This window comes from Pseudoalteromonas luteoviolacea (genome assembly GCF_021654285.1).
Taxonomy (GTDB): Bacteria; Pseudomonadota; Gammaproteobacteria; order Enterobacterales; family Alteromonadaceae; genus Pseudoalteromonas; species Pseudoalteromonas luteoviolacea_J.
Genome location: NZ_JAKFZS010000004.1, coordinates 227,085 through 252,832, shown reverse-complemented (window position 1 = coordinate 252,832; position 25,748 = coordinate 227,085). Strand labels below are relative to the sequence as shown.

The window sequence follows — 25,748 nt, the reverse complement described above, 5'->3', positions numbered from 1 at the left end:
CTTAGCATATAATGAAATAGATTTAGATAAGATAGAGAAACGACATGCGCTTGATCCCATATGCTCTTTTGAGCTTAGCCACTTTGACTGGGTGTCAATTCAGCGAAAATGACACGCCTGAAGTTACGGTAGTAACACCAGCTCCGGAAGTACAAAGTAATTTGGAAATCACTGAGATATCAACTGGTCCGCTAGATATGTTAGCACCAAGTGATACCGTTAAAACTTATTACACGGTAGATGTAACGGGTTTTAATAATATTGACGTTGAAGTCCATTTTTACCTAATGCACTCTGATGAGCTAGATTCACAAAGTGAGCAAGAAGCTGCAATTGAAGATATTCAGCAAATCGCCGTTGTTGAATTAGCAGGGCTTTCTGCTGGTACTAGCGACCACGAAATTGAACTGACATTGCCAAATTCTTTAGAAGGCGGTAACTACCACATCTTGGCTCAAATTGATCCAAATGACCTACACGTGGAAGACATTGAAGAAGATAACCACCCTTCTGTTGATCACGATCCTCATTTAGAAGGCAACTTCCCACATGCTGACATTGTCGTTCGCCAGCAAGAAGGTCATGATTATAAATTACTTGGCGCTGAATTTGGTCAAGCGGCGCTAATTTTGGACACGCCGGACGTCGACAATGGTGCAAGTGACCACCACTCTGATCTTGTTGGTTACTTTGCAGCTGACTATGAAGGCACAAACTTAGGCCTTTCGCATATTAAAGCAGAAGTCATGGTTGCTGGTAACTGGGTTGAAACACACTTTTGGGATGCAACAGCGGGTCAATATACAGACACACTTGCCCATGAATTCAGAGCTGAGCTACATGATGAGCATATTGGTTTTGACATCGCATTAGAGCCTGAATTAATCAAAAGCCTGCATGAAAACTACGACGCGAATGCACAAAACAACCTTGAGCTGCGTTTTACGCTCATTGATGCCGCACAAGATGCAGAAACAAACACTGATAACAATCAGGTGTTAACCTCTATCCCGTTCTACTTTTTTGAGCAAGAAGCTGCAAGCGAAGAGCCTGCTAGCCGCTCAGCAAGACAAGCTAGCTTCACTGAACAAGCCATCGTACCTGCCTCCGTTGGTTTGGCCAATATCAACTTCCAAAGTGAATTTGATAAGTCATACGGTGACAAATCTAAGTTCAGTGTTGGCGTAGACTTACAAGGTCAGCTATTTATCGTGCCAACTGGCGATCCAGGTGGTCGTATTACTGGTGAAGGTACTGTTGAAGCTTACTTCTTCAAAGCGAAAAATACCTTATTCAGTATTTCTTATAATGGCAGTGCTTACATCAGTGGCCTAAATACAGGTTATGAATCTGAAATGATCATCTTCAACAATGTTGTGTTTGAAGATGAAAAGTTTACTGCTAAATATGAAAAGTCATGGGAAAAGAAATGGGAAGAAGACAAAACGCTTGCCCAAGCCACATTTACTGTAGGCCCAATCCCTATCAAGGTGGAAGCAGGTGTTACTGGTAACTTAGGCTTTGAACTAACCGTTGGCTACAATGCAGAGCTATACGCAGAAGGCGATTTATTCCATGTCGACTTTGGTGCTTTTGGCCGTGGAGGTGTGAACCTACTCGTAGCTTCAGCAGGAGTGCAAGCGATTTTAACGTTAATCGATAATACGTTTGCCATGGAGTCAAATGCAGGCTTTGCACTTCTCACCAACAACAACACAAATCCACATATTTACTACGGTATTGAACTGAAAAATGACCTTGATGTAATTTCAGGTAAATTTGGTTTATATGCGGAAACCTATGGTGTTAAATGGTGTAAAAAGTGGGGGATCCCTTATCCTTGCGGTAAGAAAACATCTCGCTATGATCTTTGGTTATATCAAACCAATAGTGTATTTGATAAATCTTGGACAATTTACTCCAAAGAAGGTGAAATCGATCTATGATCACGCTTAATAAAGCGATGCTAGCCAGTGCACTTTGTGCACTGGCTGTTTCTAATACAGCCGAGGCAAGCTGTTCTGCGCAATACAACTTTGTTATCGATACGCACACCACATTTAACTACGACCAAGTAAGCCAGCAAGGGCAACAAACCCATATAAAGCTCAATGGCTTGCTGACTATCAAAGCTGCAAAGCACAATGACGAAGACGGATGGTGGGCAATCAAAGCGGATAAGGTGACAGCTGGTCAGGGGCAATTTGCATCAGAGCTTGCCAGCTACACAGTCCCATTTGCATTTAAGTTAGCAAAAAATGGGCTAGTCACAGACTTTTGGTTTCCAACCAAACTAGACACTCAGACGCAAGACCAACTTAAAGGCCTAGCCTACTATTTTCAGTTTCAGCGCAGCAATCCAGCTTTAATCAAAAAAGAGCAAGATACGCTAGGCCGTTATACCGTGTCTTATCAATTTAAAGATGATGTGATCCACCTGAATAAGCACACCTACGCCCTCCATGATAAAACACAAGCGGCATTGCAGACGGTAAACGTCGCTTCATCTGGTCATCAAATCACACCTAATGCGTGTTTTTTTGAAACTCGAAAAGGTCAGGAGACGTTGCTTTTTTCTGGTCAATCACAAAGCTTAAATTTAAAAACCAAGCAACAATATCAATTGCGACCAACAAGCTCAGCATATCCCTCAGCTCTATTTAGTTTGCCTACGAATTTAGATAGCTGGCCAAGCACAGAAAAAACTCTCAGTGAAGACGAGCTTGCCCAGCTCAAAAAGTCCTTACAAAGTTTGGTGAGCAAAGAAAATTTAACCGATATTTCAGCTTACGATTTAGCCAAGCAGCTAAGTCAGTTTGATGCGGTTATTGGCTCACTTGAGACGGTATTTTTACAACAAACACTCTCCGATGAAGCGCAAATGCGCTTGTTTAATGCTTTAGGTCAGCTTGATAGCGCAAACAGCCAATTACTACTTGGCCATATACTGGTTAACGCAGAGAAAGATCCTTTAATGCAGTTTCGTGCTCTTCGTGCCTTATCTCAAGGACAAAGCGCGCTGAGCCCTGAACTTAGCACCTTGCTGACAGAGCAAATCGAAAGTGGCTTCAATAGCTTAGACTCAGAAGTGACGAGCAGCTTTTATATGACCATTGGTGCGATGCTCAACAGTCGCACTGCCAATGCCCAATCTGCTCAGCTACATAATGTATTATCTGAGCAATTGTCTTTGGTTACCGAAACAAATATCAAATCAGCGCTAATCACCAGCCTTGGTAACAGCCGAGATGGACAACACTTCGAGCAAATCGACAGCTATGTAGAGGACTCAAATAAGAGTGTTCAACGAGCCTCAATTAGAGCGCTCGGTATGATGCAAACTGAGCAAGCGTATACGAGTTTAGAAAAGCAACTAGCTAAACCGCAGCATCAAAATCAAGTCGCACTACTAAAAGCGTTATCAAATTATCAACTTGAATCAGCTGCCAGTGATGCTGTGCTTGCAATTGCCGTGAACAACCCGACAGCAGAGAGCCGTTATGCAGCTATCCAAGCTCTTGCAACACAAGAGCACAAAGACGGTATTGAAGCCACATTACGCACTGCGTTAAAAAAGGAAACGTCTAAACGAAACTTTAAAGCCATTGTTGAACTGCTTCACAGTACAAAGCAAAACACACCATAAACTTTCAAATAGTGGCTTCGTCTAACTAATTGCTAGTCGAAGCCATAACTCAATGTCATTTCAACGCTTCGCACTAAGCTAACTTAAATCTACTTAGGACCCGCCAATGACATTCCACTCCCCCATCCCGATCATTCGTAGCTTTGATAAGCAAGTCGCACACGCTTTTTATATCGAGTTTTTAGGGTATAAAATAGACTGGCAACATCAATATCAAGCTGACTTACCCATGTATATGCAAATATCAAAAGATACCTGCATACTTCATTTGTCAGAGCATTATGGCGATGCCTCTCCCGGGATGAGTATCAGAATTGGCTGTGATGATCTTAAGCCTTATCACACCCAGCTAATTGAAAAACAGTTTAAGCATGCTAGGCCCGATATTACCGAACAACCATGGGGACTTGAAATGGCCATATCTGATCCATTCGGTAATAAGCTGATCTTTTTCCAAAGTGCCGAGTAGAAGGTGAATGAGGTCACCTTCTAAAAGTGAGGACCCCATATCTAATCTTTCATTTGTTCTATCGCGACAATCTCAGAGCGGTTCATTGTCAGCTTATAACGCTCTAACTGGGTGTCTTCACCTGATTTAAAGCGCATAACTAAGTTGATTTGATATCGCCGCTCCACCGAGTTTTTCGACACTTTATGCCCTTCAAGGCTGTAAAGCTTTCCCGCACCCTTTTTCAGATAGCGCGCAAAAGAGCTCATATTAAAGGTGATCCTTTGCTGAACTTCCTCATACCCCGGTAAAAACTCGTCAATTTGCACCTGATTTTTACAGCTAAAGTGCAGTAAATTTGCTTCCTGACGATTTTGCCTGCCGCGCTTTTTAAGCAGCTTATCAACATCATCAGGTATATCTTTCTTTTTGATGTGCTCTAACCAAATGGTTTGCGTGCAGACGGTTTCATCATTGACCGAATTTTTAAATTTGTTGCGCCACTTGGGTCTGCCTTTTTGTACCTTACGCCATGCCCATTGAGTCAAATCATCTTTAAAGGTTTCTCTCAAACCATAAATGACCCCCAGCAGTGCGATAAGCGCTATCGTGATCTCTTCAAAATTTGACCGCGCATTCAGTACCAAATACATCACAAACGCCATGATCACCGCAGTCACTGCACCGCGAGCAAGGCGCTTTAGGTTGGCACCTAAGTTGGTCGTTTCTTTATTAAATACCACGCCATATTCTATGAGCCTTTCCAACAAGCGCATCTTATTGGTGATTCGATTTGGGTCGTCCAACGTCACCTGTGAGTTATAGCTTTGCTTTTCTCGATAGAGGTTTTCTTGTTTACAAAAATCTATTACCTCGCCCCGCTCTTTACTAAACTCACTTGATTTAGGGCCCCGAGCCAACAACTTTAAAAAAGCTTGCTCTGTATGCCAACTTAAATAATTATCAGCATTTTGAAAATAGGATTTAAGCCGGTTATCCGGTGGCGTATAGCGTCTTAACTTCACCAAGAGTTTTGCGCTTTGCTCAACCAATTCAATAGCTGCAGGATAAAACTCCTCAGCTTGTTTGAGCTTTAGGGTTTGCTTTACATCAGCGTCTAGCGCAATGCGAATTTGATAGCAAAATAAATTGAGGTTGACACGATAATCGCTTTTTTGCCCTTTGCTTTGGCTGATAAAACGACTTCGAACAAGTGGAAGATGTAATTGCTCAGAATAATAGGCACTGTGACACTTGATATTGGCATTGAAGTAATCGACTTCATTTAGCGTGTTCGCATTGATCCCCATGTCAATTGGGATGGAAAAGTATAGATCAAGCTGGTTTGTCTCTTTTGGCAGGAGCTGATAGTTGATTTTAAATGATAGGCTTTCGTCTTGGCTTAGTTTTGCTTTGCTCACTCGAATAATTTCCCTCCTATTTTTAACACCTGATAAGTATAACACAAATCCTTTTCTTACATTGGTTTAAGCTACTAAAAACTCAAGTATCACGACAAAATTTCATTATGATTAGATTGCCAATACAAGGATAATAAAGCTTTTGATTAATAGGAATTAACATGTCAGACACACAAAATGAAACGCTTGAAAATTTTATTGAGCGCGTGACACATCAAGGCGAATCAGTTGAATTTGAACACACTATCCAACTCATAGATAATTTATATGAATTCACACCTTGCGAATTTAAAAATGGCGAGCAAAATAATAAAGCAGGTACAAATTTAGGGTCATGCAAAATTCTCGCTTTTGCAAAACAGCACAAATTATCTGAGCAAGCCACCCTGCATTGCTTTGGGCAATACTACCGTCATGACGTCCTGCAAAACCCAGATGGCGATGACCATGGTAATATCAGAAACTTTATTAAGTATGGCTGGAGCGGGGTTTCGTTCGAAGCTAGTCCTCTCAAGGATCGCGCTTAGTTTGATAAATTAAGGGCTTTCAAATATAAAACTGATCGGTTCGCTAGCCAATACGTACAGTTTAAAAACTCAATTTTTGGCAGCAAAATGGAACAAGTAGATACTTCCAGAATTATAGAAATGGCTTGGGAAGACAGAACCCCTTTTGAGGCAATACATCGTTTGTATGGCCTTGATGAAAAAGCGGTAATTAGATTGATGCGTGACGAGCTCAAAGCCAGTAGCTTCAAACTTTGGAGAGCGCGAGTTTCTGGTAGAAAAACCAAGCATCAAAAACTGCGCTCTCCTGATGTCAGCCGTGGTTATTGTCCGACTCAGTATAAACATAGAAAATGAAACTTAGGTATGAATACAACTAGAGTTCATACCTGTTTTAATCGTCATTATTCAATATTTAAATAACCAGTGCGTTGTAGTTCTGACGCTTTGAACTTCACAGGATCTTGCAATCGACAATCGCCTCCCTGCCTCGCAAACCCTTTTATAAAGTCCGTATCATCTTCATTTGAAAAACACGTTTTAGGCACCATAATAGACTTTAGCTGTGCTGGTGAAAATGCCCAATTTTCATCCACCTGCAGCTGTAAACTCTGTAAATAAAGCGCATATACTGTCGCCGCTGGTGCTATCCAAGATGTGTGCTTTTCATAGTCGGGTGCATAACGCAAACCAAATGCATCAAAGTGCATTTTTGGCGTACTGTTTGCACCTAATTTTGGGAAAGTTTCTGCGCCGGTATTAATAAACATATCAACCGTTTCATGCATATTGAACTCATCAGCATATTCTGATGCAGTTTCTCGCCAAAACTGTTCTCCGGTCTTGTCTAACTGACTATCCTGCACACCCGTTGTGAAAGAAGCGATACGCAATCGGTTATCAAACTCAATAATGTCTAATGCGTGAGACAGCGGATCAGCCTCATGCAAAGCGGACTGCAAGCCTAATATATCCTCTAAATTAAACATAACTTCATAAAATGGCTGCAAAGATAGTAGCATTGAACTTGCTTCTTCAATCGTCAACAACCCATCACAATGTTTATTGAAAACACCTGAGACCATATCGGCCGTATGTGAGCCCGAATAGTTAACAAATCTAACACCGTGCTTTTGAAGAACATCTTGTTTTAGAGAGTCTGCAGCAGCCTGAAACTTTGCCAATAGCGCATTACTGTCTTTTTGGCATACCAGCTCATGATTTGCTTCAAATGGCCTAAACTTTCTTATGTCAATAACGACAAACCCTGCCCTTGGCGTGTACTCTGCCATATAGCCAATCACCCTATTACCATGGGCATTTTGGTGAGAGTTTGTCTCGGAGTTAAATTCATCTTGAGGTACGCGTTGCGCATATTGATTGCCTAATTCACCTAACCAAAATGACGATGCAAACCCAGGAAAAGACTCCCCGCTTTCAGCATCTGTAAACGTAAATTTATCAAGCTCAGATAATATTTTTACACCAACTTTAGAAAGTAACAAATTAGGGTTGTCAGCAACAAACTTGTTGGACTCCGCATCATAAGCATAAGCCGCTTTCATTCTGCTTCGGTAACGCAGTGCAACTTGTAAGGCAATTTCACGATCCAAAACGAGTATTGTTTGGTCTTCATCGACTCTTTGGCTTTCAAATTGTCCATCAGTAAAATTAACACGGACCTGCTCACACAACTCATGTCTCGACGCTACTGGTTCAAGCGTACAATCGATACCTTCTTGCTCCATCCAAGCCATTGTATCTTTTGAATACTTCTCAGCTGCAGCTTTAAGTGCCTTTAGGTTTTGTTGAGGTTCAGGCAATTTATTCGTGGGCGGGCCTGGCTGAACAGGCTCCTCAGGTAGCTCAGAAACAGGCTCTTCGGGTAACTGCGAGACTGACTCAGACGAGCCGCAACCTGCGAGGCTTACCAAACATATCGCCAACAACACCCTATTAAAATAGTGTCTTTGTTTTTCCATATTATCATCCTTAAAATCTAATGTGACTTTTAATAGCTGTAACTTACGAGATTTTATAAGGTAATATCGGTGCAGATGAATGTGCTCATACTTTGAACAAATGAATTTTTAGAGAGTAGGTAGTGCCAATTCCAATAACTAGCTGTGTGGGAGTAAAACACCACACAGCCTTAAAATAACTAGGTTTAGAGGGCCAAGTAACCTAGGGTATTTAGTTGATCTGCTCGGTATTTAAGAGGATCTTGAATCCGACACATGTAATCGCCCTTCCACATAAATGCGCTAATACCATACACATACCAATAACCGTCTGCATCATTACACGTCTTTGGTAAGATCTGATCTTTTAAAAGCGCTGGCGCAAAGCCGACTTGAAAGGTCTCATCGTATAGTTTCGCTTGTTCGTGTATTGCGTAAGATACAGCTACAGGCGTTGACCACGAAGATGACAACAATGCCCAATCCGCCGCATATTGCATACCAAATACATCAGATGTCATTTTCGGCGTACTATTTTGATTAAAGAAATTAGTGCGGCCGTAACCAAAGTTTACATACATGTCTATATGATCATGTCCTGAAAACTCGTTGCTAAAGTCTTTAAATACTTTTTGCCATCCACTTTCACCTGTCGGCGAAACATCTGTATCTACATTCTCTGATGTATATGGCTGAACTCGAATACGATTAGGGTAATCAATCACATCTAACGCATCATCTTTGTTATCTGCATTGATAACCGCTGCTTGAAAACCAAGTACTCCTGGTGCTTCAAACATTGCATCATAGTACGGCTTCATCGCCAAGAGCATGTTACTTGCAGCATAGTTTGACAGGTTACCCGAACACTCATTGCGCTGCCACGCTTGCTTTACGTGATAGCGGTTATAACCCCCAGAGAAATTAATATACTCAACTCCGTATTGCTCAATAACATCTTGTGTTAAAGAGTCCGCGGCCGTTTGCATATAAGACTTAAAGGTTTGACTGTCTTTGTTACACACAGCTTCTTGGTGCTGAAGGTACGGTAAGAATGTTGCTGTATCAATAACCACAAATTCAGCATTAGGATTATGCTGAGTTAAGTATCCAAGCACTTTAGAACCATGGCTAAAGTGTGGCTGTTGCGTGATATGATCTTTTGTATCACCTGGCGCTGCGCTGCCATATGCAACCGCTAAATTTCTCAACCATGCAGACGCTAAAAATGCTGGCCCTTGGGTCTCTGGATCTTTAAAGGTATCCAATTCTGTCAGTAGCTTTTTACCAAGTTTAGAAATCGCCACCTCAGGATCGCCTTCAACAAACGTATTTGTTTGCGGATCAAACTCTAAATGCGCTTTGATACGACTGCGATATCTTAATACTGTATGCAAGTCCATCGCTGAGTCTAGTACTAAAATAGTTTGTCTTGGATCTGTGCGATTTTGATCAAATGCACCATCACTAAACTTAACAACGCTGGTTTCACACATTGCATGAGGCGCTTCGCCTGCACACTGAATGTTTTCACTTTGGATCCAAGCGACGGTATCTGCAACATACTGATCGCTAGCAGCTTTTAAAGGATGTGCCTGAGCTGACATCGCCACAGCACTTGCGACCACGCTCAGTGCGATTGATAGTTTACCCATTGTTTGTTCCTTGCTTGTTAAATAGTTCTTGAACACGTGCAATTGATTCATCGATACTCGCATGTCTTACAAATACAGAACCAAATAAGTTCCCGTATATTTTGCGAATTTTATCATGTTGCGCATCAGAGTAACCCAATTCGTCCATCACGATTTGCGGGTTCTCTAATATTTGCGACTCCTCAAATGAGTTAAGTGAGGCAAATACAAGCTCTTCTAAGTCCAAGTCTTGTCTTTTCGAAAACGCCACATCTTGATTTGCCTGTTCATTTAATTTTTCTGCAAGCTGTGCTGTCGTTTCATACAAAGGGTAAGGCTCCCCTTGCTTTGCTAATTCATCCAATATTTTTATCGAGTACACTCTCGCCATAGCTTGATCATCACCAAATTCAGCCATTGCGCCCTCTAAATCAACCAGCGTATTTTTTGCTACCTCGATAACCGCTGGGTCATTCAATAATGCTTGTATTTCCGCTTTAACAAACCCTGATGAGTTAAATTTACCTACTGAGGCTTGCATACGATTGAAAGACACTAACATGCGCTCTTTCGTGCTGACTTCCCCTTGTTCAGGCAGTGGGTGTAGCTGATCTATATCTTCAGCAATTTTGTTGCTCAGCTGCTTTAACTCACTCACTTGTGAGATCTCAACTTGTTTTGGCTGCGTTTCCGTATTTTTTACTGTCGGTTGTGAATCATCATTTAGCCAATATGCACCTCCAAGTGCAATACCAAGCACCACCGCACCAGCGAGCGCTGACTTACCAATATTCATCCTTAAACTCCTCAAACAAATATAACACTAAAAGAACAAAGGGAAGCTAAGCTTCCCTTTGCGTACAGAGGATTACTGACGAACAATAACCTTACCTAAATCAGCAGCGAACTGGTTCTGCCAAGTTAAGTCACCAACAAACATACCGTTAGCTACGATGATGTGGTTAGTTGTTACGTCGCCTTGAGTTTCGAAGTTGTAAACGTCAAACTTAGTGTACTCACGCTCAATTGAAGCAACTTTAAGCTCAACACCTTCAGCGTTGTACATAGAGTGGCCAACTTTAACGTCTTTTGCAGCAACCATAGTACCGTCACCAATTAGCATACCGTGGTGTTGAGTTACTTTAAGCTCGTTACCATCTTCGAAAGTAAATACGTATAGAGCCGGTGTTTCAGGGCCTTTAGTACGTGCTTTCATTTCAAATACTTCAGTAGACATATTGCTTAGTGTTGCATCATCATTAAGCGCAACTAGGCTGTCTTCAGTACCTAAGTCTTTCGCGCGAATGTCTTGGATTTTGCCATCTTTAAGTACACGGATTAGTGTATCTTGCTCAAAACAACCACACTTACAAACTGCTGCGATATTATGGCTGAAAAAATCAATTACAGGGTAGAAGCCATTTGCTTTACCCCAATCACCAGCGCGCTGAGTGATTTTGCCATTTTGAACAGCCCAGTCGATACGCATATGACAAGCGCTTGTACCAATCGGTTGGTAAACACAACGGCCAGCAATACCAGCATCTACTTCTGCACGGTTAGAATAAGCAGCTACATCCATAGTTGCACTAGCCTGAAAAGCTAGAAAACTTGCAAATAAGCTTACTAATAATGTGAAGACTTTCATTTATTTATTCCTTTATATTTAAGTTTATGGTTAAAGAATTATTGATGGTTTGCTTTTAGAGTTACATTGTTGAACGCTGCATAACCATATGCTGAGATGTACCATGTACCAGCTTTAGGGTTATTGATTACACAAGACTCATTTGATGTGTCTGGATTCTCAGATGCGCAATCACTATCGAACGCCCAAGGCTCTGCACCATGCTTGATATATAAATCAGCATCACCAGAACCACCACTTAATGTCACTTTTAAGCTAGTAGCACCTGCTGGTACTTCATAAGTGAATGCTTTAGTCTCATTTTTACCGCCACTGATGACTTTTTCAAAACCACCGTCATCACCGCCTGCTTCTACATAAACAAGCTTATTAGGTGAGCCTTTTACGTCACTGATTTTGTTCTCAGACGCACCGCTAGAAAGCGCAGCAGTTACTTGAGTTGGTGAACTAGTTGGATTTTTTTCAAGGAAAAGTGCAGCAACACCAGCTACGTGAGGAGCTGCCATTGACGTACCACTAATGGTTCTTGTCGCAGAGTCTGCACCAATCCAAGCAGATTTGATTGATGAACCAGGACCAAATACATCGATACATTTACCCCAGTTTGAGAAACCAGAACGTGCATCTGAAGATGTTGATGAAGCAACTGTCACAGCGGCTGGTGTGCTTGCTGGAGAACGAGTACATGCATCAGAGTTTTCGTTACCAGCAGCAACAACAAATGAAATGCCTTTGTTTACTGCGCTTGTCACAGCGTTATTTACCGCTTGTGATTTACCACCACCAAGACTCATATTTGCAACAGATGGACCATTTGCGTTATTTGCAACCCAGTCGATACCTGCGATAACGCCAGCATAAGTACCCGAACCGCTACAGTTAAGTACACGTACACCAACAAGTTTTACATTCTTAGCAACACCATAAGTAGCACCACCGATTGTACCAGCAACGTGTGTACCATGACCGTTACAGTCTGCTGAATTACCATCGTTATCTACAAAATCGTAACCATTGACTGAACGACCACCAAACTCGTTATGGCTGTTCTGAATACCTGTATCGATTACGTAAGCAGTTACACCAGTACCTTTGTTTGGTGCTTCAAACTTATTATTTAGAGGAAGGTCTCTTTGGTCAATACGGTCTAGGCCCCAAACAGGGTTATTCTGAAGTGCTGAATAACCCGATTTAGATTTGATAGGCGCCACAGTGACAATCGCGTTTTGCTCTACAAAATCTACATCAGGGTGAGATAATAACTTAAGTAGCTGCTTTGCATCAGCATTTACAGCAACACCTGAAATACTGCTAGAATATTGACGTGTTACTTCAATGCCAATTTCCGTTGTAAGTGTATTTGTCAATTGTGTTGTAAATTGAGCTTTTACTTCATTATCAGCCGACGCAATGCCTTGAGGTACTTTGTACACTACGATGTAGCTGTCTTCAATTGCTTGAGTACCTGGTGAATTGCTATAAAACTCCGCTGCTTGCACTGAAACAGCCGATCCCGCTAGCAAACCCATTGCTATAGGGGTGAGTTTCCATTTGTTCATAAATTATCCTTATTATGCTTGTAAGTGTTTTTATATCGAAACATCTCTCTAAGTAAGTGCGACAAAACTACAGCAAACATCAGTCATACACCCACTTACTCCTCAATGGATGCATATTAATATTTACATACAAGGAATCAAAAATAAACACCCAATACATCAAATTACAACAATTAAATTACACTTTATTAATTTAAAAGGGAAAATTATTTGTATTTGGAACAGTGGAGAAGTGCTTAGGAATAATTTTAGTCTTCTTAAAAAAATGAATAATATACTAAAATATCAAGTACGATTTTTTACCTAATGAATTGCTATCATGGCTGTATATTTACGCCCATCACATTCATAGTTCACAAGATAAGATATGATAAATCAGATAAATACGTTTTCTTAAAATAAAAAGTTAATGCGCACTCACTAACTTTAAAAAACTTTATTATATGGCATAAATACAAATAAACACTTGTTAATCCAAATTAAAAAGGTAGTTTTTGCAACAATAAAAAAAGAGCAAGTAGCAAGATATTGAAATGTGCCGAATGATTGGAAAAGGTTTAGTGACAATAACAAAATAAAAACAACCTTAATGTATAACTCATTCTCGAATAATTAATTTAACCCCCATGCATTGCAGCCTCTAAAAGTGCATAAAAACTGCCCAGAAAAAAACAAATCAAAAAATTAACATAAAATACACAGCGCAGTTCACTTTACATACAGTAATTCCATGTTGCTTGCACACTTTATTGCTAACTTAATATCCGTAAAAGTAGATGAAAAATATCATCTTAAATCTTCACTCAATAATGATAAAATTTAGAATGTAAGGACCTACTTCATGCGCAAAAATTTATCAAAGTTAACCAAAATAACGACCTTCGTGGCGTTATCCTTAGGTTTTAATGCATCCAGTTACGCCTGCACAGGCCTAGACAACAGTATTAATGTAACAACCAATACCATACATAATGGAATGATGACCTATTTGTCATTCACACTGACTAATAATCAACATACCCTTCACGCGATAGGTGGTGATAGCTTCGTAAAAATGACATATGGCAACACCTGCGAAATATTCAATATCAGTAATTACAATGGTGTACAGGTCAATTTAAGTAATTATGGAAATACATACAATGGTCAAAACCTTCATACTCACCAGCTTATCCATGGCGGCAATGGCAATGATGTCATTAGGACAGGCAATAAAGTAGATTACGTCTACTCAGGTGCTGGAAATGACCAGCTATTCACCTTGGGCGATACAGATATAGTAGATGCAGGCGAAGGTATAGACTGTGCAGAAGTAGGCACAGCAGGCTCTATCCCTCAACGCCCTGAAAATCATGAGTTATCGAGCTGTGCTAATTTCTCGACCATCATAAGTAAAACCCACAGCTGTACTGGCGGCGGCGCCTTGTTCACCGATTATTATGTAAATGGTGTTTGGGGCATTCAATCCAAGATCAACAGTGTGAGCTACACCTTTGAGCAATATGGTGAATTGGTTTTTGTTAACGCCAAACTTGGTAACTCAACAGCCTGCTCAACACCTAACACCTCAAATATCGACCTTATTTTTGCCAAATTGAGTAGTGGGAACGATAGCTTGAATGCCTCAGCAGTTACTTACAACATGACGGTATATGGCCTAGAAGGTAAAGATAACATCACCACAGGCAGTGGCCACGACTGGGTATTTGGCGGCAGTGATAAAGATACTATCCGCGGTGGTGCCGGCAATGATTGGTTAATGGGCGATTCACGAATTGAAACAGACAAACGTGGCGTTGTTTTTACGCTTCCTTTAGGCAGCTCAGCAACCGCGCAAGACAAAGTATATGGGCAAGATGGCCACGACGTGATTTTTGGTAATGGCCATTCCGATCACCTTGAAGGTGGCAATGGAGATGATCTCGTTTTTGGTAATGCCGGTGATAAAGATCGCTTACATGGTAACAGTGGCGACGATATCTTAGTGGACTCTGGCGGTAACAAGTGGAAAAAACGCGCAAAGTTATGGGGCGGAAGTGGAAACGACATCGTATTATGTGAAGATGGTGACTGCGAACTCTTTGGTGGTGGTAGTGCAGACTTTGTCGCAAGTTTCTCGCAATATAATCATGATGTTGGATTATATGGTGGTGATGGCGGCGATACACTTTACAACCGTGGCGACCAATATCCTGAAGGCTCCGGTGGCGGTGGTAACGACCGATGCCATGGACCATGTAAGCTTATAAAATCATCAGGCACAGGGATTGGTGGAGACAATATAGAAGCTGCGGTTTATTACGCTGCTGGTGTCATGACCGCTGTATATGAGGGCGCGATTGATATGCGCAGCTTCAGTGGTAATCACAGTGATTTTAGTAAGCGCATCGCCGATTTGGTTGACCAAGCAGCGCTCGATTACTGGCAAAATAATCGTCACCATTCAATCTATGTCATTGAAGGTCGGAAGTAACTAAAAGCCTTAACTCGGCAGCCACCTTTGCGCTACCGAGTTACTGCAAATTAAACGCAAACGGTAATTTACGTCACCGCTTCTAAATAAATTAAGTTCTCCATTGCTTCTTCATTGGTACTACCGCATGTTTCCCTGTCGGCTTTAAAGTCACTGCATACTTGGGGGCGCTCTGGCTCACCAAAGATAGAACATAAATTATTGTCGTTTAAGTACTCACAACGAATATTTGCAGCCTTTCCCAAAGAGCTAATACTTGGTGCTATACAGCATGCTCCACAGCCTAATCTACAGTCCAAAATCAGCACCTATTCAATTCAAAAGCGCTATTATACGCGTTGTACGGCCGTCTGTATGTAATCTAAACAAAATATATACCGCCTTTAACAATTGTAAAAATGTAACAGGGTACGTAATGCTTTGTTACATATTGAGGTGATATCAAAACACCTTGAAATATCTAATGGCGTATTATTGATGGTAATTGATACGAGCTTGATTAGTACAAGCGTATCCCAATTGTCAATTCAGGAAGGAATTAACATCGTGGCTAGTAAAAAACAAATTATATTACCGGGTGTCGTCTTACTTGGCGGTATCGCAAGTGCAATCGCATTTGCGTCGATGAAAACGCCACCCGCTGAAAAAGAAAAAAAAATCGTTCACCCTTTAGTTGAGGTAGCGCCAGTGCAGGTTGCGCCTCTAGAAATGTCTGTAAATTCCTACGGCATTGTAAAACCTAAATACAGCACCAAATTAGTCGCGCAAGTCAGCGGTCAAATCATTGAGCTCTCAGGGCAGTTTGTAAAAGGCGGGTTTGTCAAAAAAGGCGATGTATTAGCACGCATTGACCCCAATGATTACGAAGCCGCATTGATTGACGCAGAAGCCACGCTTGCGCAAGCAAGTTCAGCACTAGAGATTGAGCAAGCTCAAGCACATGTTGCGAAGACAGAATGGGAGCGCATTAAAAGTAATGCAAGTTCTACTATCCCTTCTGAGCTGTATTTAAGAAAACCACAACTTGCAGAGAAACTTGCCAGATTTAAAGCGGCGCAAGCAAGTGTAAAGCGTGCAAAAAGAAACTTAGAGCGTACATATGTAAAGGCACCTTATGATGCCATCATTGAAAGTCGAGCGCTCAGTCTAGGCAGTGTTGTTAATCTGGGTAGTTCGGTAGGCGTATTAAATGCAATTTCTGTGGCAGAGGTTCGCCTACCCGTCGCGGATAGCGATCTACAACACCTGAAAAACAACGGAATTGACGCCAGTGTCACCTTAACGGCTAAAGTTGCCGGACAAGATGTTGCCTGGCAAGGTACAATAGTCCGTAGCGAAGGTGTTATTGATAACCGCAGCCGTATGACTTACTTAGTTGCACAAGTAGAGCGCCCTTATGATAACAGCCAAGCTCCACTGCGCTTTGGCGCGTATCTAAACGCACAAATCAAAGGCAAACTGCTTAACAACGCAGTAGAGATCCCACACCACCTTGTACGTGATGGTAAAGTCGCTATTTTAAACAAAGATCGTACTCTTTCATTTAAAACGTTAAATGTCGTCAGAGAATACGATGGCTTGGTAGTTGCTAACCAAGGTCTTGAATCAGGACAGAAATTAATTACCACCTCTTTAGAGTTCCCAACCGAAGGCATGCAGTTAAGCTTAGACGATGGCCAAGCTGCAACACCTTCTAATGCCCTTGCATTAAAAGAGGAGTAACAGCGTATGGAAAGCCAAGAAAAAGGCATTATTGCGTGGTTTGCACGCAATCCAGTTGCGGCAAACCTGCTGATGATTTTCATTCTCGTCGGCGGTCTGCTCACAGCATTCACAATGCAAAAACAATTGTTCCCACAAAATACTAACTACTGGTTAAGCATCCAAGCCATCTACCCGGGCGCTGCACCTCAAGAAGTCGAGGAAGGGATCACAATCAAGGTAGAAGAATCAATGGAGGGCCTTGAAGGCATCAAACGATTGATCACCTACTCTAACAGAGGCTATTCACAAACTTGGATTGAAGTCGATCATCAGTACGACCCCAAAGACGTACTCGATGAAGTTAAAATGCAGGTTGACTCTATTTCAACCTTCCCCGCTGACATGGAGCGTCCTGTCATTCGCAATGAAAAGAATGAACAGGAAGTCATGCTCCTGACATTAAACGGGGACATGAGCTTCGAAGATCTCAAGCACCTTGGTAACAATTTGCATGACGAAATGCTTGCTTTGCCGGGCGTAAATTTAGTTACGTTCAATGGTGGCCTTAATTATGAAATTGGCATTGAAGTTAGTCCGGATAAACTACGTGAGTATGGTCTGACATTCAGAAATATCGCGGATGCAGTACGAAACTACTCTGCCAATATGTCAGCAGGTCAAATTCGCTCTGACAATGGTTACATTTCAATGCGAGTTGAAAACCAAGCGTATCGCGGTCACGATTTTGAGCAACTTCCTTTGATCACATTAGAAGATGGTGCGCAGATTCGTTTAGGTGATGTTGCCACTATCTCAGATGGCTTTGAAGAAGGATTGATGTACTCACTCTATAACGGCAGAAATTCACTAATCTATGAGGTTCGTGCGTCAAAAGACCAAGATATCACCAATGTTGCAGGGATCATCAAAAACTACCTAAATGAGAAAGAGGGTCAATTACCACAGGGCGTGAAACTAGAACCATTTTTAGATTTCACTTACTACCTTGAAGGCCGCCTCAACATGATGATTGAAAACATGGTCATCGGTGGCGTACTCGTTATGCTTATGTTGGCGCTGTTTTTAAGAATTAGGTTAGCATTTTGGGTCATGATGGGTTTACCAGTATCGTTTTTAGGCGCATTTTTACTCATGCCTGCTGGCTCTATCGACATCACCATTAATCTAGCCTCTCTATTTGCCTTTATACTGGTACTCGGTATTGTGGTAGACGATGCCATTGTCGTCGGCGAATCAGCACATGCTGAAATAGAGAAACACGGTCACAGTTTAGATAACGTTGTCCGTGGTGTAAAACGAGTTGCAGTCCCTGCGACATTTGGTGTACTCACCACCATTGCCGCGTTTTTCCCACAAACATTATCTACCGGCCCAGAAGCGGCATTTTCTAAAGCCATTGGCGGTGTTATCATTCTTTGCTTAATTTTCTCTTTGATTGAATCAAAGCTTATCTTGCCCGCGCACCTAGCGGCAATGAAAGACAAGCCAAGCAACCCTAACAACCCATTCCACCGCCTGCGTGAAGCGCTAGACAACGGTCTAAAAAACTTCATTGAAAACACCTATAGACCTTCTATTGAAAAGTGCATTCATTATCGCTATACGGTGATCGTTGGTTTTATTTGTATCCTCATTGTCAGCGCGGGATTATTCGCTGGCGGATTTATTAAGTTTGTTGCCAACCCTAAAATCCCTCATGATTTCCCGAGCATTCAAGTTGAAATGAACTTGTCCTCTTCAGAATCGGCAACACTCGAAACCATCAAAAAACTCGAGGCTATGCTTAATAAAGTAGAGCAGCAAATTGAGCAAGACTACGATCAAGTTATGGTTAAAAACTTCGCTATCAATATGAATGGCAGAACCAACGCCACTATCCGTGCTGTGCTGGTTGAGCCGCATTTACGCCCTATTGATACTTTTGAATTAAGTGCAATGTGGCGCGAAAATATGCCACCACTACCAGGTGTAAAAACTTTAAATATTCAAGATAGTATTTCTGACGGCGGTCGAGATGATGGTGATATCAGCTTCCGACTTGAAGGCAAAGACAAAGACACCCTAAAAGAAGTAGCAGAAAGATTAAAAGATAAGCTCAGAACTATTGAAGGCGTTGGTGATGTTAACGACTCTATGCAATCTGCTACAGATGAAATCCAGCTGGAGCTAAAACCACTTGCCTATAGCATGGGACTTACGCTTGCTGACATTGCTTCGCAAGTAAACTTCAGTTATTACGGTATTGAAGCTCAGCGGATATTAAGAAATGGTGAAGAAATTAAAGTGATGATCCGTTACCCTGAATCACAGCGAGATGCCATCAGTGATATTCAAGACGTCCGTATTATCTCGCCTGCAGGTGCAGAGATCCCCTTGATTGAAGTCGCCAACATTAAGCAAGTAGAAGGTGTAAGCCGTATACGTCGTGAAAACTCCAAGCGTACTGTCAGTGTGTGGGCATCCATTGATACTGACAAAGCAGAACCCTTTAAGATTGCAGAACAGATCAGTGAAGAATACCTACCAAGTTTATTAGAGAGCTACCCTGGAGTTTCAAGTAGTATTGCAGGCCGTATTCAAGAAGAAATGGACAGCGTTGCAGAGCAGTTTAGAGACTTCGCAATCTCTATGATGATCATCTTTGCATTACTGGCGATCCCACTTCGTTCTTACTCTCAACCTCTGCTGATCATGTCCGTCATTCCTTTTGGTGTGGTTGGCGCGGTGTTTGGTCACATGGTACTTGGCATGACCATGAGCGGCCTATCTATGTTTGGTATTATTGCAGTGGCAGGTGTTGTTGTGAATGACTCGCTGGTAATGGTCGATTTTGTTAATAAAGCCCGAGAGCAAGGTATGAGTATAAAAGAAGCCGTTGTTGAGGCAGGTTGTCGCCGCTTCAGAGCAATCCTTTTGACCTCTCTGACGACATTTATTGGTCTTGTACCCATTATTATGGAAACCAGCTTACAAGCACAGATTGTCATCCCGATGGCTGTATCGTTAGCATTTGGCGTTCTATTTGCCACGGTCATCACATTACTGCTAATCCCATGTCAATACGTCATGTTAGAGGATATTAAACAACTCTCAAGAAAGGTACTACGCCGACAAAAAGCCGAACAGCCTCAAGTTCCCTCTAACGTCAACTAACAGGAATACTTCACCTTCTGAAAGAGCCCAGCATAAAACTGGGCTCATACACTTAATTACAAATACTATACAATCGCCTACCTTAGTGTTCAGTTTTCATTCAATTAAATCCAACTATCTTTCATGTGGTTAAAAATAAAACACTACAAAAACAGCATATATTAAGGATTAAAAATGCGAAAACTACTCATAGCTCCACTAATCACATTACTCACAGCCTGCGGAGGCGGCGGTGGTAATGATAATTCAAGCAATACAATTCCCCCCCAACCAGACCAAAGTCAAAATCAACCTGTCGCTGAAAATAATGCCCCCACAATAGTGATCACAGGCGAGACCATTGCGTTGTCCAAAGAATCCATCGCATTATCGACCCAGTTTGTTGATGCGGAAAATGATTACTTAACTGTTAACTGGAAAAGCTCTTTAGCCGATGTCACGTTTAAGCAAAACTCACTCTCTGAAACAGTAGTTTCCTTTCCAACTGTAACTGAAAAAAAGAGCATAGTAATAACCTGTGAAGTATCAGACGGAGTCAATCAACCGGTAAGTAAAAACTTTAACATCACCCTTTACCCTGAAAGCATCGGTGCACACTTCCAAATGGATGAGGAATATAAGTTTGAAGGCGGTAGTAATGTCAGCATCAATGTGCCTTTTGAAACAACATCCACGATTAAGTCGGTAACTTGGGACATTGAAGGCTTTGATCCTGACTATCAAGATGTGACTGAGCGCTTAGCAGATACACATGGCGACTCCTCGCTTATCCTTCAACTTCCCGCAGTCACCGAAGTCATAGAGTTCTTCGTGACCATCATTATCGAAACAAATAAGGGTACACACAAACAAACGGCAAAAATAAAAATTTCTCCAGCTGATGGGCCTGTATTAAATGTTTCTCTTGCAAAAGGATATGCTGTTTCTTCAACAGCACATTTGAGCATCGTGCCGACAATTGCAAATTCTGATGATATTATTGGTTATGCGTGGAGCTGGGCCCCAGACCCACAACCTACAAAGCCTTCATCTACAAAACGTATTTATCAATTGTACGCACCAAATGTTGAGCAAGAAACTGACTTTGACGTGTCACTAGAAGTCACGATGAAAGGTAACATTACAAAAACAGCAAACACAAAAGTTAAAGTATCACCGATACCCGCTGATAATAAGCTCACGCTCTCTAGCTCTCACGCCCTTGCCGCTGCTGGTCAAACCGTAATTATTAAAAGTAACCTAGAAGATACCTCTGAGGTGGAGTCTGTAACTTGGGATATTGACGGTGGCTTTGATAAAAGCTTGCTAGTAGAGGCGCCTAATCAGCTTACAATAGAATTGCCAGAACCTGACGACCTTAAAGAGCTTTATTATGTGCATTACGAAGTTAAATATAATTCTGGCGTAACCAAAACCGCTAAGATCCCTCTAGTATATCTCAGTACATCAGCTACAAGAGGAGAGATCCAACTCAAAGACAAATATCAAGAATTTGAGATCTACCCACAAAAAGAAGTCACAACCAATTACACATTAGCTAGCAGTGTTAAGTTAGACAGTGTACGAGTAGTTGCAGCATTTGGCACATATACTTATGACAAGCTTGAATCTGAATATCATGATAATAATCTTGCAATTACAGTGCTAGACAATGATGTACCTTTAGCTGGTCGACGATTTTTCAAGGTCATTGCTAAAGCAGGGTTAGCTGAAAAAGAATTTAATATCACGGCAAGGGCATATGACTCTTTATTACGAGCTTATTCTGGTGTCGATGAAGTTTTTGTTACCGGTGACCGTATCTCTGTCTTCGGGCAATTGATTCACACAGGCGGCAATTCTGAGTTTACCTCAAACTGGTCTTCAGACACGGCAAGGTTTAAATTTGAAAATCCAAAAACGCTAACAAATGAAGCAATCATCAATGAGCCATTTAGTCCAAAATCTGACACTATTAAACTGAGGTTATCAAGCCAAGATGGCAAGGACACAGCCACCAGCAGCGAACTTCAAATCAGACTTGTTGACGATATTACAATCAAAGGAGATAAGTACAGCTGCGAGGTGAAAGATCGTATTTTGCAAAAATGCGTTAGTGGAAATGACCAGCTGCATTTTGAAAACCAGCCAGAACAGTTAAAACAAGTGGTTGCTAGAGGGAACTATGTCTGCTTGCTAGGCTATGATGGTAAAGTTCAATGCGATGGTGACACCGAAAACCCTGTACTGGATGTGCCTAACTTGGAAAATATCATTAGGCTAAATACAGTCGGATTAGAAACCGTCTGTGGGCAACAGCAAGATGCAAACTGGCAATGCTGGGGGACGCTTGCAACAAAGATTGATAGCTTGCTTGAACAGCCAGGTCAAGTTCATCAAATTTTAAACCTTAATGAGCAAACTTGCCTAGTCCGAGACGGAAAGATGCAATGCTATCAAGACGATCAAAAAACCTATGAAAGTACGGGTAAATTTGTATCAACTCTACTCGAAAAAGACGGCCAAATTTGTTATCAGCCTAAAAGCTCATACTCCATAAGCTGCCCCATCAATAACTAAACTGTCCCACTCACCTCAGTCAGGTCTGAGGTGAGTGCAGGGCCATGCTTAATGACAAAAAACCATAAAAAGCCACCCCTTTATACTAAGTCGAAATTATAAACCAATCGAATTTCACTAGTCACCTTTACAAATGCCAAGAATAAAGACACACTAGTGTGAGTGTTTCGTTATTCTCTCGTATTATGAAATTATCTGCTTTACTTATCTTTGCTCTTTCGTTTTTAATAACAGCCTGTGACAATGAAGAGGCTGGTCGAGGTGACAAAGACACACCAGGTTATACCGCAACCATGTATTTTGACGCACTTTACAATAAAAAGGATATGAAAGCGGCCCTAGACCTTGCTACCCCTCGACTTGCGAGGATCATGCGCTCGTACGGCACGCCCTCACAATTCACTAGAAACCTTGTCAACATGCAATTCGACCATGTCACAATTGAGCTAGATATGACAAACAAGAGTTTGCGAGAGCAATATGGTAAAAATGCCAAAGTAAACCTGATTTTTACGGGACAATTGCACGGTGACCAAGTAGACGACATGCGTAGTGTGCAAATGGTTAAACGCAAGGGCAGCTGGTATGTAGACAAAATTAACCCAGACCCTTACGCACGATAAGATAATTAAGAGGCGCTCGAGACATCAACACTGAGCGCTTCATCACATACCTGCAACCACTCCTCTAGCAATTGCTTGTCCCCTTCAGAAATAATTCCAGCTTCACACGCTGCCACCAATTGCTCAGGCATAGATTTATCATACAGTTTTACAGTCTGCTTTTTTTGCCACCTTAAAAAGTCGTGATACGCTGCGGTCACTTTTTTTGACAAATTCAGTGCTGACTCTAGCTTTTCCAATCCAAGCATGTTTGTACTGGGGCATAATGCACTGATCCGCATCCGCGTAGTGTGGTTTTCATACACACTTGCACATAACGCTTTAACCTGTTCATCAGACATCTCTCGAGAACGAGTGCCAAAAGGGAAAAATATGCGCTTAGCGATACTTCGAAGCCACCTAGGTAAAAAGTTATCAATAAAGCTTTTCACCGCACTACTGTAACTTGATAAATGGTAAGACATCGCAACGTGAAGTAGCGGTAAATCACCACACTGATGCCCATCATCTTCAAATTTTTTCAGTACACAAGATGCCAAATACAAATGACTTAGCATGTCCCCTAACCGAGCAGACTGCATTTCGCGATATTTGAGCTTTCCACCAAGCCTCAACATGGCAATGTCACTTAGCGATGACAATACTTGGCTATACCAAGTGAGTTTTTGATAGTAACGCGCCACATCACCACTTACAGGGCTACGTACAAAGCGCCCCACAGTTAAACCGTTTAACAGAGCTTTCACTGCATTTTTACCTGAATGCGCAATGTGTTCGACAAGTAATTTATCGAAAACCTTCAGCCCCTGCTCTGGATCTGTCATTTGCGCTGCTTCCATCTCTTTTAAGATAAAAGGATGACAACGACTTGCGCCTTGACCAAAAATCATTAAATTTCGTGTGAGTATATTGGCACCTTCTACAGTGATGCTAATTGGCATGCCTGCATAGTGATTGGCTAAGTAATTTAATGGGCCTTTTTGTATTGCCTTACCACCATGAATATCCATCGCATCATTGATAACTATCCTCGCTTGCTCTGTTAGATGATATTTAGCAATGGCGGTTATCACCGATGGTTTTTTCTTCAAATCCACCGCAAGCGCCGTATTCTCTCTTGCGGCTTCAATACTATAAGTTAACCCATAAATTCGAGCAGCTGTACTTTGAACCCCCTCAAACTGACCTATCGGCTGTTTAAACTGATAACGTAGTTGGCTGTATGCAGAAGTCGATTTTGCACATAACTGCGCAGTGCCTGCGCTCAAAGCTGGTAGTGAAATTCCCCGTCCAGCACTTAGGCAAGAAACGAGCATTCGCCACCCTTTCCCTACACCACTCTCCCCACCAATGACCCAATCTAGTGGGATAAAAACCTCCTTCCCAGAAGTGGTGCCATTCATAAACGCTAAGCCCATTGGATCATGGCGCTCTCCTTGTTTAACTCCATCATGTGAAGTTGGGATAAGCGCACAGGTAATACCACGCTCAACTTCATCGTCCAGCAGCTTATCTGGGTCGTATACTTTAAACGCCAAGCCCAGTACATCAGCCACAGGGGCAAGCGTGATATACCGCTTTGACCAAGTCACTTTTAAACCCAATACTTCTTGACCTTCATACTCTTGGCGACACACTGTGGCATGATCTGTGATCCCACCAGCATCAGAGCCAGCATGTAACGATGTCAGTGCAAAGCACGGTAATACTTCACCACTGGCCAATTTTGGTAACCATTGCGCCTGTTGCGCCTGAGTACCAAAGTGCAATAGTAATTCCGCAGGACCTAAGCTATTTGGCACCATCACGGTCACTGCAGCGGACAAACTACGCGTTGCAATCGTAGATACAACGACAGAATTAGCTTGTGCACTAAACTCCTTACCGCCAAAGCTTTTGGGAATAATCATTGAGAAAAAGCCTTTTTCACGCAGAAATTGCCAAGTTTCCTTAGACAAATCACCTCGTGCTGTTATCTCAGTCTCATCAAGCATGGTCATTAATTCAGCTAACTCATTATTTACAAAAGCTTGTTCTTCATCTGATAAGCGAGGCTTGCCAGACTTGAGCCACATCCCCCAATCTGGCTTACCACTAAATAAACTGGCGTCCCACCACGTGTCTCCCGCTTTCATTGCTTCTCTCTCAGTGTCTGAGAGTTCAGGCAAAGCGCGTTTAAAGTAATTAAATGTCGGTTTTGAAATCCATTTTAGGCGTATATCTTTGACCGAAAATATAACCCAAACTGCAATAATTAATAATAAAATTAGCCACATGAGCGTTGTTCCCCAACTAAGTATCAAGATAAGTATGGATGAAAAACACACTAACTCAATAATTCACTCGCTTTGTTGATCTAGGAATAAATTTAACGACTTCGCTAAATATTTTA

The 25,748-nt window shown here is 41.8% G+C and carries 18 protein-coding genes; 10 read left to right on the top strand and 8 right to left on the bottom strand.

Features of this window, described 5'->3' with window-relative positions:
* The first annotated feature begins 44 nt into the window (after positions 1–44).
* The 3 genes from L1077_RS05195 to L1077_RS05185 all read left to right on the top strand — a co-directional run bounded on the left by L1077_RS05195 (position 45) and on the right by L1077_RS05185 (position 4,115).
* The gene (locus tag L1077_RS05195) at positions 45–1,946 is read left to right on the top strand and encodes a hypothetical protein (RefSeq protein WP_237135882.1); all 1,902 of its coding nucleotides are present in this window, start codon (positions 45–47) and stop codon (positions 1,944–1,946) included.
* Positions 1,943–3,646: a HEAT repeat domain-containing protein gene (locus tag L1077_RS05190; RefSeq protein ID WP_237135881.1), complete on the top strand. Its 1,704-nt coding sequence runs from the start codon at positions 1,943–1,945 to the stop codon at positions 3,644–3,646. The genes L1077_RS05195 and L1077_RS05190 overlap by 4 nt, the downstream gene beginning before the upstream one ends.
* 106 nt (positions 3,647–3,752) lie before the next feature.
* Positions 3,753–4,115, top strand: a complete 363-nt coding sequence (locus L1077_RS05185; RefSeq protein ID WP_237135880.1) for a glyoxalase superfamily protein — start codon at positions 3,753–3,755, stop codon at positions 4,113–4,115.
* A gap of 41 nt (positions 4,116–4,156) precedes the next feature.
* On the opposite strand, the gene L1077_RS05180 is transcribed toward L1077_RS05185, so the two are convergent.
* The gene (locus L1077_RS05180) at positions 4,157–5,515 is read right to left on the bottom strand and encodes a hypothetical protein (RefSeq protein ID WP_237135879.1); all 1,359 of its coding nucleotides are present in this window, start codon (positions 5,513–5,515) and stop codon (positions 4,157–4,159) included.
* Between the two features lie 161 nt (positions 5,516–5,676).
* Here L1077_RS05180 and L1077_RS05175 point away from each other — a divergent pair, with 161 nt between their 5' ends.
* Positions 5,677–6,042 (top strand): HopJ type III effector protein, encoded by a 366-nt coding sequence (locus tag L1077_RS05175; protein WP_237135878.1) that lies wholly within the window; start codon positions 5,677–5,679, stop codon positions 6,040–6,042.
* Positions 6,043–6,129: 87 nt separating this feature from the next.
* Complete coding sequence (locus tag L1077_RS05170) at positions 6,130–6,378, top strand: TIGR03643 family protein (protein WP_237135877.1); 249 nt, start codon at positions 6,130–6,132, stop codon at positions 6,376–6,378.
* 47 nt (positions 6,379–6,425) lie between these two features.
* On the opposite strand, the gene L1077_RS05165 is transcribed toward L1077_RS05170, so the two are convergent.
* From L1077_RS05165 to L1077_RS27420, 5 genes are all read right to left on the bottom strand, one after another.
* Positions 6,426–8,003, bottom strand: a complete 1,578-nt coding sequence (locus L1077_RS05165; protein ID WP_237135876.1) for a hypothetical protein — start codon at positions 8,001–8,003, stop codon at positions 6,426–6,428.
* Positions 8,004–8,188: 185 nt separating this feature from the next.
* Positions 8,189–9,637, bottom strand: a complete 1,449-nt coding sequence (locus L1077_RS05160; RefSeq protein ID WP_237135875.1) for a hypothetical protein — start codon at positions 9,635–9,637, stop codon at positions 8,189–8,191.
* Positions 9,630–10,412, bottom strand: a complete 783-nt coding sequence (locus tag L1077_RS05155) for a hypothetical protein (protein WP_237135874.1) — start codon at positions 10,410–10,412, stop codon at positions 9,630–9,632. Before L1077_RS05155 ends, L1077_RS05160 begins: the two co-directional genes overlap by 8 nt.
* 72 nt (positions 10,413–10,484) lie before the next feature.
* Positions 10,485–11,264 carry a Hint domain-containing protein gene (locus L1077_RS05150; protein ID WP_237135873.1) on the bottom strand — a complete coding sequence of 260 codons (780 nt, stop codon included), beginning with the start codon at positions 11,262–11,264 and terminating at the stop codon, positions 10,485–10,487.
* A gap of 38 nt (positions 11,265–11,302) precedes the next feature.
* A complete protein-coding gene (locus L1077_RS27420; RefSeq protein ID WP_275424201.1) occupies positions 11,303–12,823 on the bottom strand; it encodes a S8 family serine peptidase in 1,521 nt (506 codons plus the stop codon).
* An 841-nt stretch (positions 12,824–13,664) separates the two neighbouring features.
* Here L1077_RS27420 and L1077_RS05130 point away from each other — a divergent pair.
* Positions 13,665–15,296 (top strand): calcium-binding protein, encoded by a 1,632-nt coding sequence (locus tag L1077_RS05130; protein WP_237135872.1) that lies wholly within the window; start codon positions 13,665–13,667, stop codon positions 15,294–15,296.
* A 68-nt stretch (positions 15,297–15,364) separates the two neighbouring features.
* On the opposite strand, the gene L1077_RS05125 is transcribed toward L1077_RS05130, so the two are convergent.
* Positions 15,365–15,595, bottom strand: a complete 231-nt coding sequence (locus L1077_RS05125; RefSeq protein ID WP_063362337.1) for a hypothetical protein — start codon at positions 15,593–15,595, stop codon at positions 15,365–15,367.
* Between the two features lie 247 nt (positions 15,596–15,842).
* Between L1077_RS05125 and L1077_RS05120 the strand changes: the two genes are divergently transcribed.
* The 4 genes from L1077_RS05120 to L1077_RS05105 all read left to right on the top strand — a co-directional run bounded on the left by L1077_RS05120 (position 15,843) and on the right by L1077_RS05105 (position 23,356).
* Positions 15,843–17,018, top strand: coding sequence for an efflux RND transporter periplasmic adaptor subunit (locus tag L1077_RS05120; protein ID WP_237135871.1), 1,176 nt, complete (start codon positions 15,843–15,845; stop codon positions 17,016–17,018).
* Positions 17,019–17,024: 6 nt separating this feature from the next.
* The gene (locus L1077_RS05115) at positions 17,025–20,174 is read left to right on the top strand and encodes an efflux RND transporter permease subunit (protein ID WP_237135870.1); all 3,150 of its coding nucleotides are present in this window, start codon (positions 17,025–17,027) and stop codon (positions 20,172–20,174) included.
* Positions 20,175–20,348: 174 nt separating this feature from the next.
* Positions 20,349–22,733 (top strand): hypothetical protein, encoded by a 2,385-nt coding sequence (locus L1077_RS05110; RefSeq protein WP_237135869.1) that lies wholly within the window; start codon positions 20,349–20,351, stop codon positions 22,731–22,733.
* A gap of 158 nt (positions 22,734–22,891) precedes the next feature.
* Positions 22,892–23,356 (top strand): hypothetical protein, encoded by a 465-nt coding sequence (locus L1077_RS05105; protein WP_440589537.1) that lies wholly within the window; start codon positions 22,892–22,894, stop codon positions 23,354–23,356.
* A gap of 5 nt (positions 23,357–23,361) precedes the next feature.
* Here the strand turns inward: L1077_RS05105 and L1077_RS05100 are convergent, their stop codons facing one another.
* Positions 23,362–25,632: an acyl-CoA dehydrogenase gene (locus L1077_RS05100; RefSeq protein WP_237135868.1), complete on the bottom strand. Its 2,271-nt coding sequence runs from the start codon at positions 25,630–25,632 to the stop codon at positions 23,362–23,364.
* Between the last annotated feature and the right edge of the window lie 116 nt (positions 25,633–25,748).

Coding starts and splice junctions, on each gene's coding strand:
- L1077_RS05115 (WP_237135870.1), top strand. CDS start 17,025: ATGGAAAGCCAAGAAAAAGGCATTATTGCGTGGTTTGCACGCAATCCA.
- L1077_RS05190 (WP_237135881.1), top strand. CDS start 1,943: ATGATCACGCTTAATAAAGCGATGCTAGCCAGTGCACTTTGTGCACTG.
- L1077_RS27420 (WP_275424201.1), bottom strand. CDS start 12,823: ATGAACAAATGGAAACTCACCCCTATAGCAATGGGTTTGCTAGCGGGA.
- L1077_RS05175 (WP_237135878.1), top strand. CDS start 5,677: ATGTCAGACACACAAAATGAAACGCTTGAAAATTTTATTGAGCGCGTG.
- L1077_RS05110 (WP_237135869.1), top strand. CDS start 20,349: ATGCGAAAACTACTCATAGCTCCACTAATCACATTACTCACAGCCTGC.
- L1077_RS05130 (WP_237135872.1), top strand. CDS start 13,665: ATGCGCAAAAATTTATCAAAGTTAACCAAAATAACGACCTTCGTGGCG.
- L1077_RS05195 (WP_237135882.1), top strand. CDS start 45: ATGCGCTTGATCCCATATGCTCTTTTGAGCTTAGCCACTTTGACTGGG.
- L1077_RS05100 (WP_237135868.1), bottom strand. CDS start 25,632: ATGTGGCTAATTTTATTATTAATTATTGCAGTTTGGGTTATATTTTCG.
- L1077_RS05155 (WP_237135874.1), bottom strand. CDS start 10,412: ATGAATATTGGTAAGTCAGCGCTCGCTGGTGCGGTGGTGCTTGGTATT.
- L1077_RS05160 (WP_237135875.1), bottom strand. CDS start 9,637: ATGGGTAAACTATCAATCGCACTGAGCGTGGTCGCAAGTGCTGTGGCG.
- L1077_RS05150 (WP_237135873.1), bottom strand. CDS start 11,264: ATGAAAGTCTTCACATTATTAGTAAGCTTATTTGCAAGTTTTCTAGCT.
- L1077_RS05185 (WP_237135880.1), top strand. CDS start 3,753: ATGACATTCCACTCCCCCATCCCGATCATTCGTAGCTTTGATAAGCAA.
- L1077_RS05170 (WP_237135877.1), top strand. CDS start 6,130: ATGGAACAAGTAGATACTTCCAGAATTATAGAAATGGCTTGGGAAGAC.
- L1077_RS05165 (WP_237135876.1), bottom strand. CDS start 8,003: ATGGAAAAACAAAGACACTATTTTAATAGGGTGTTGTTGGCGATATGT.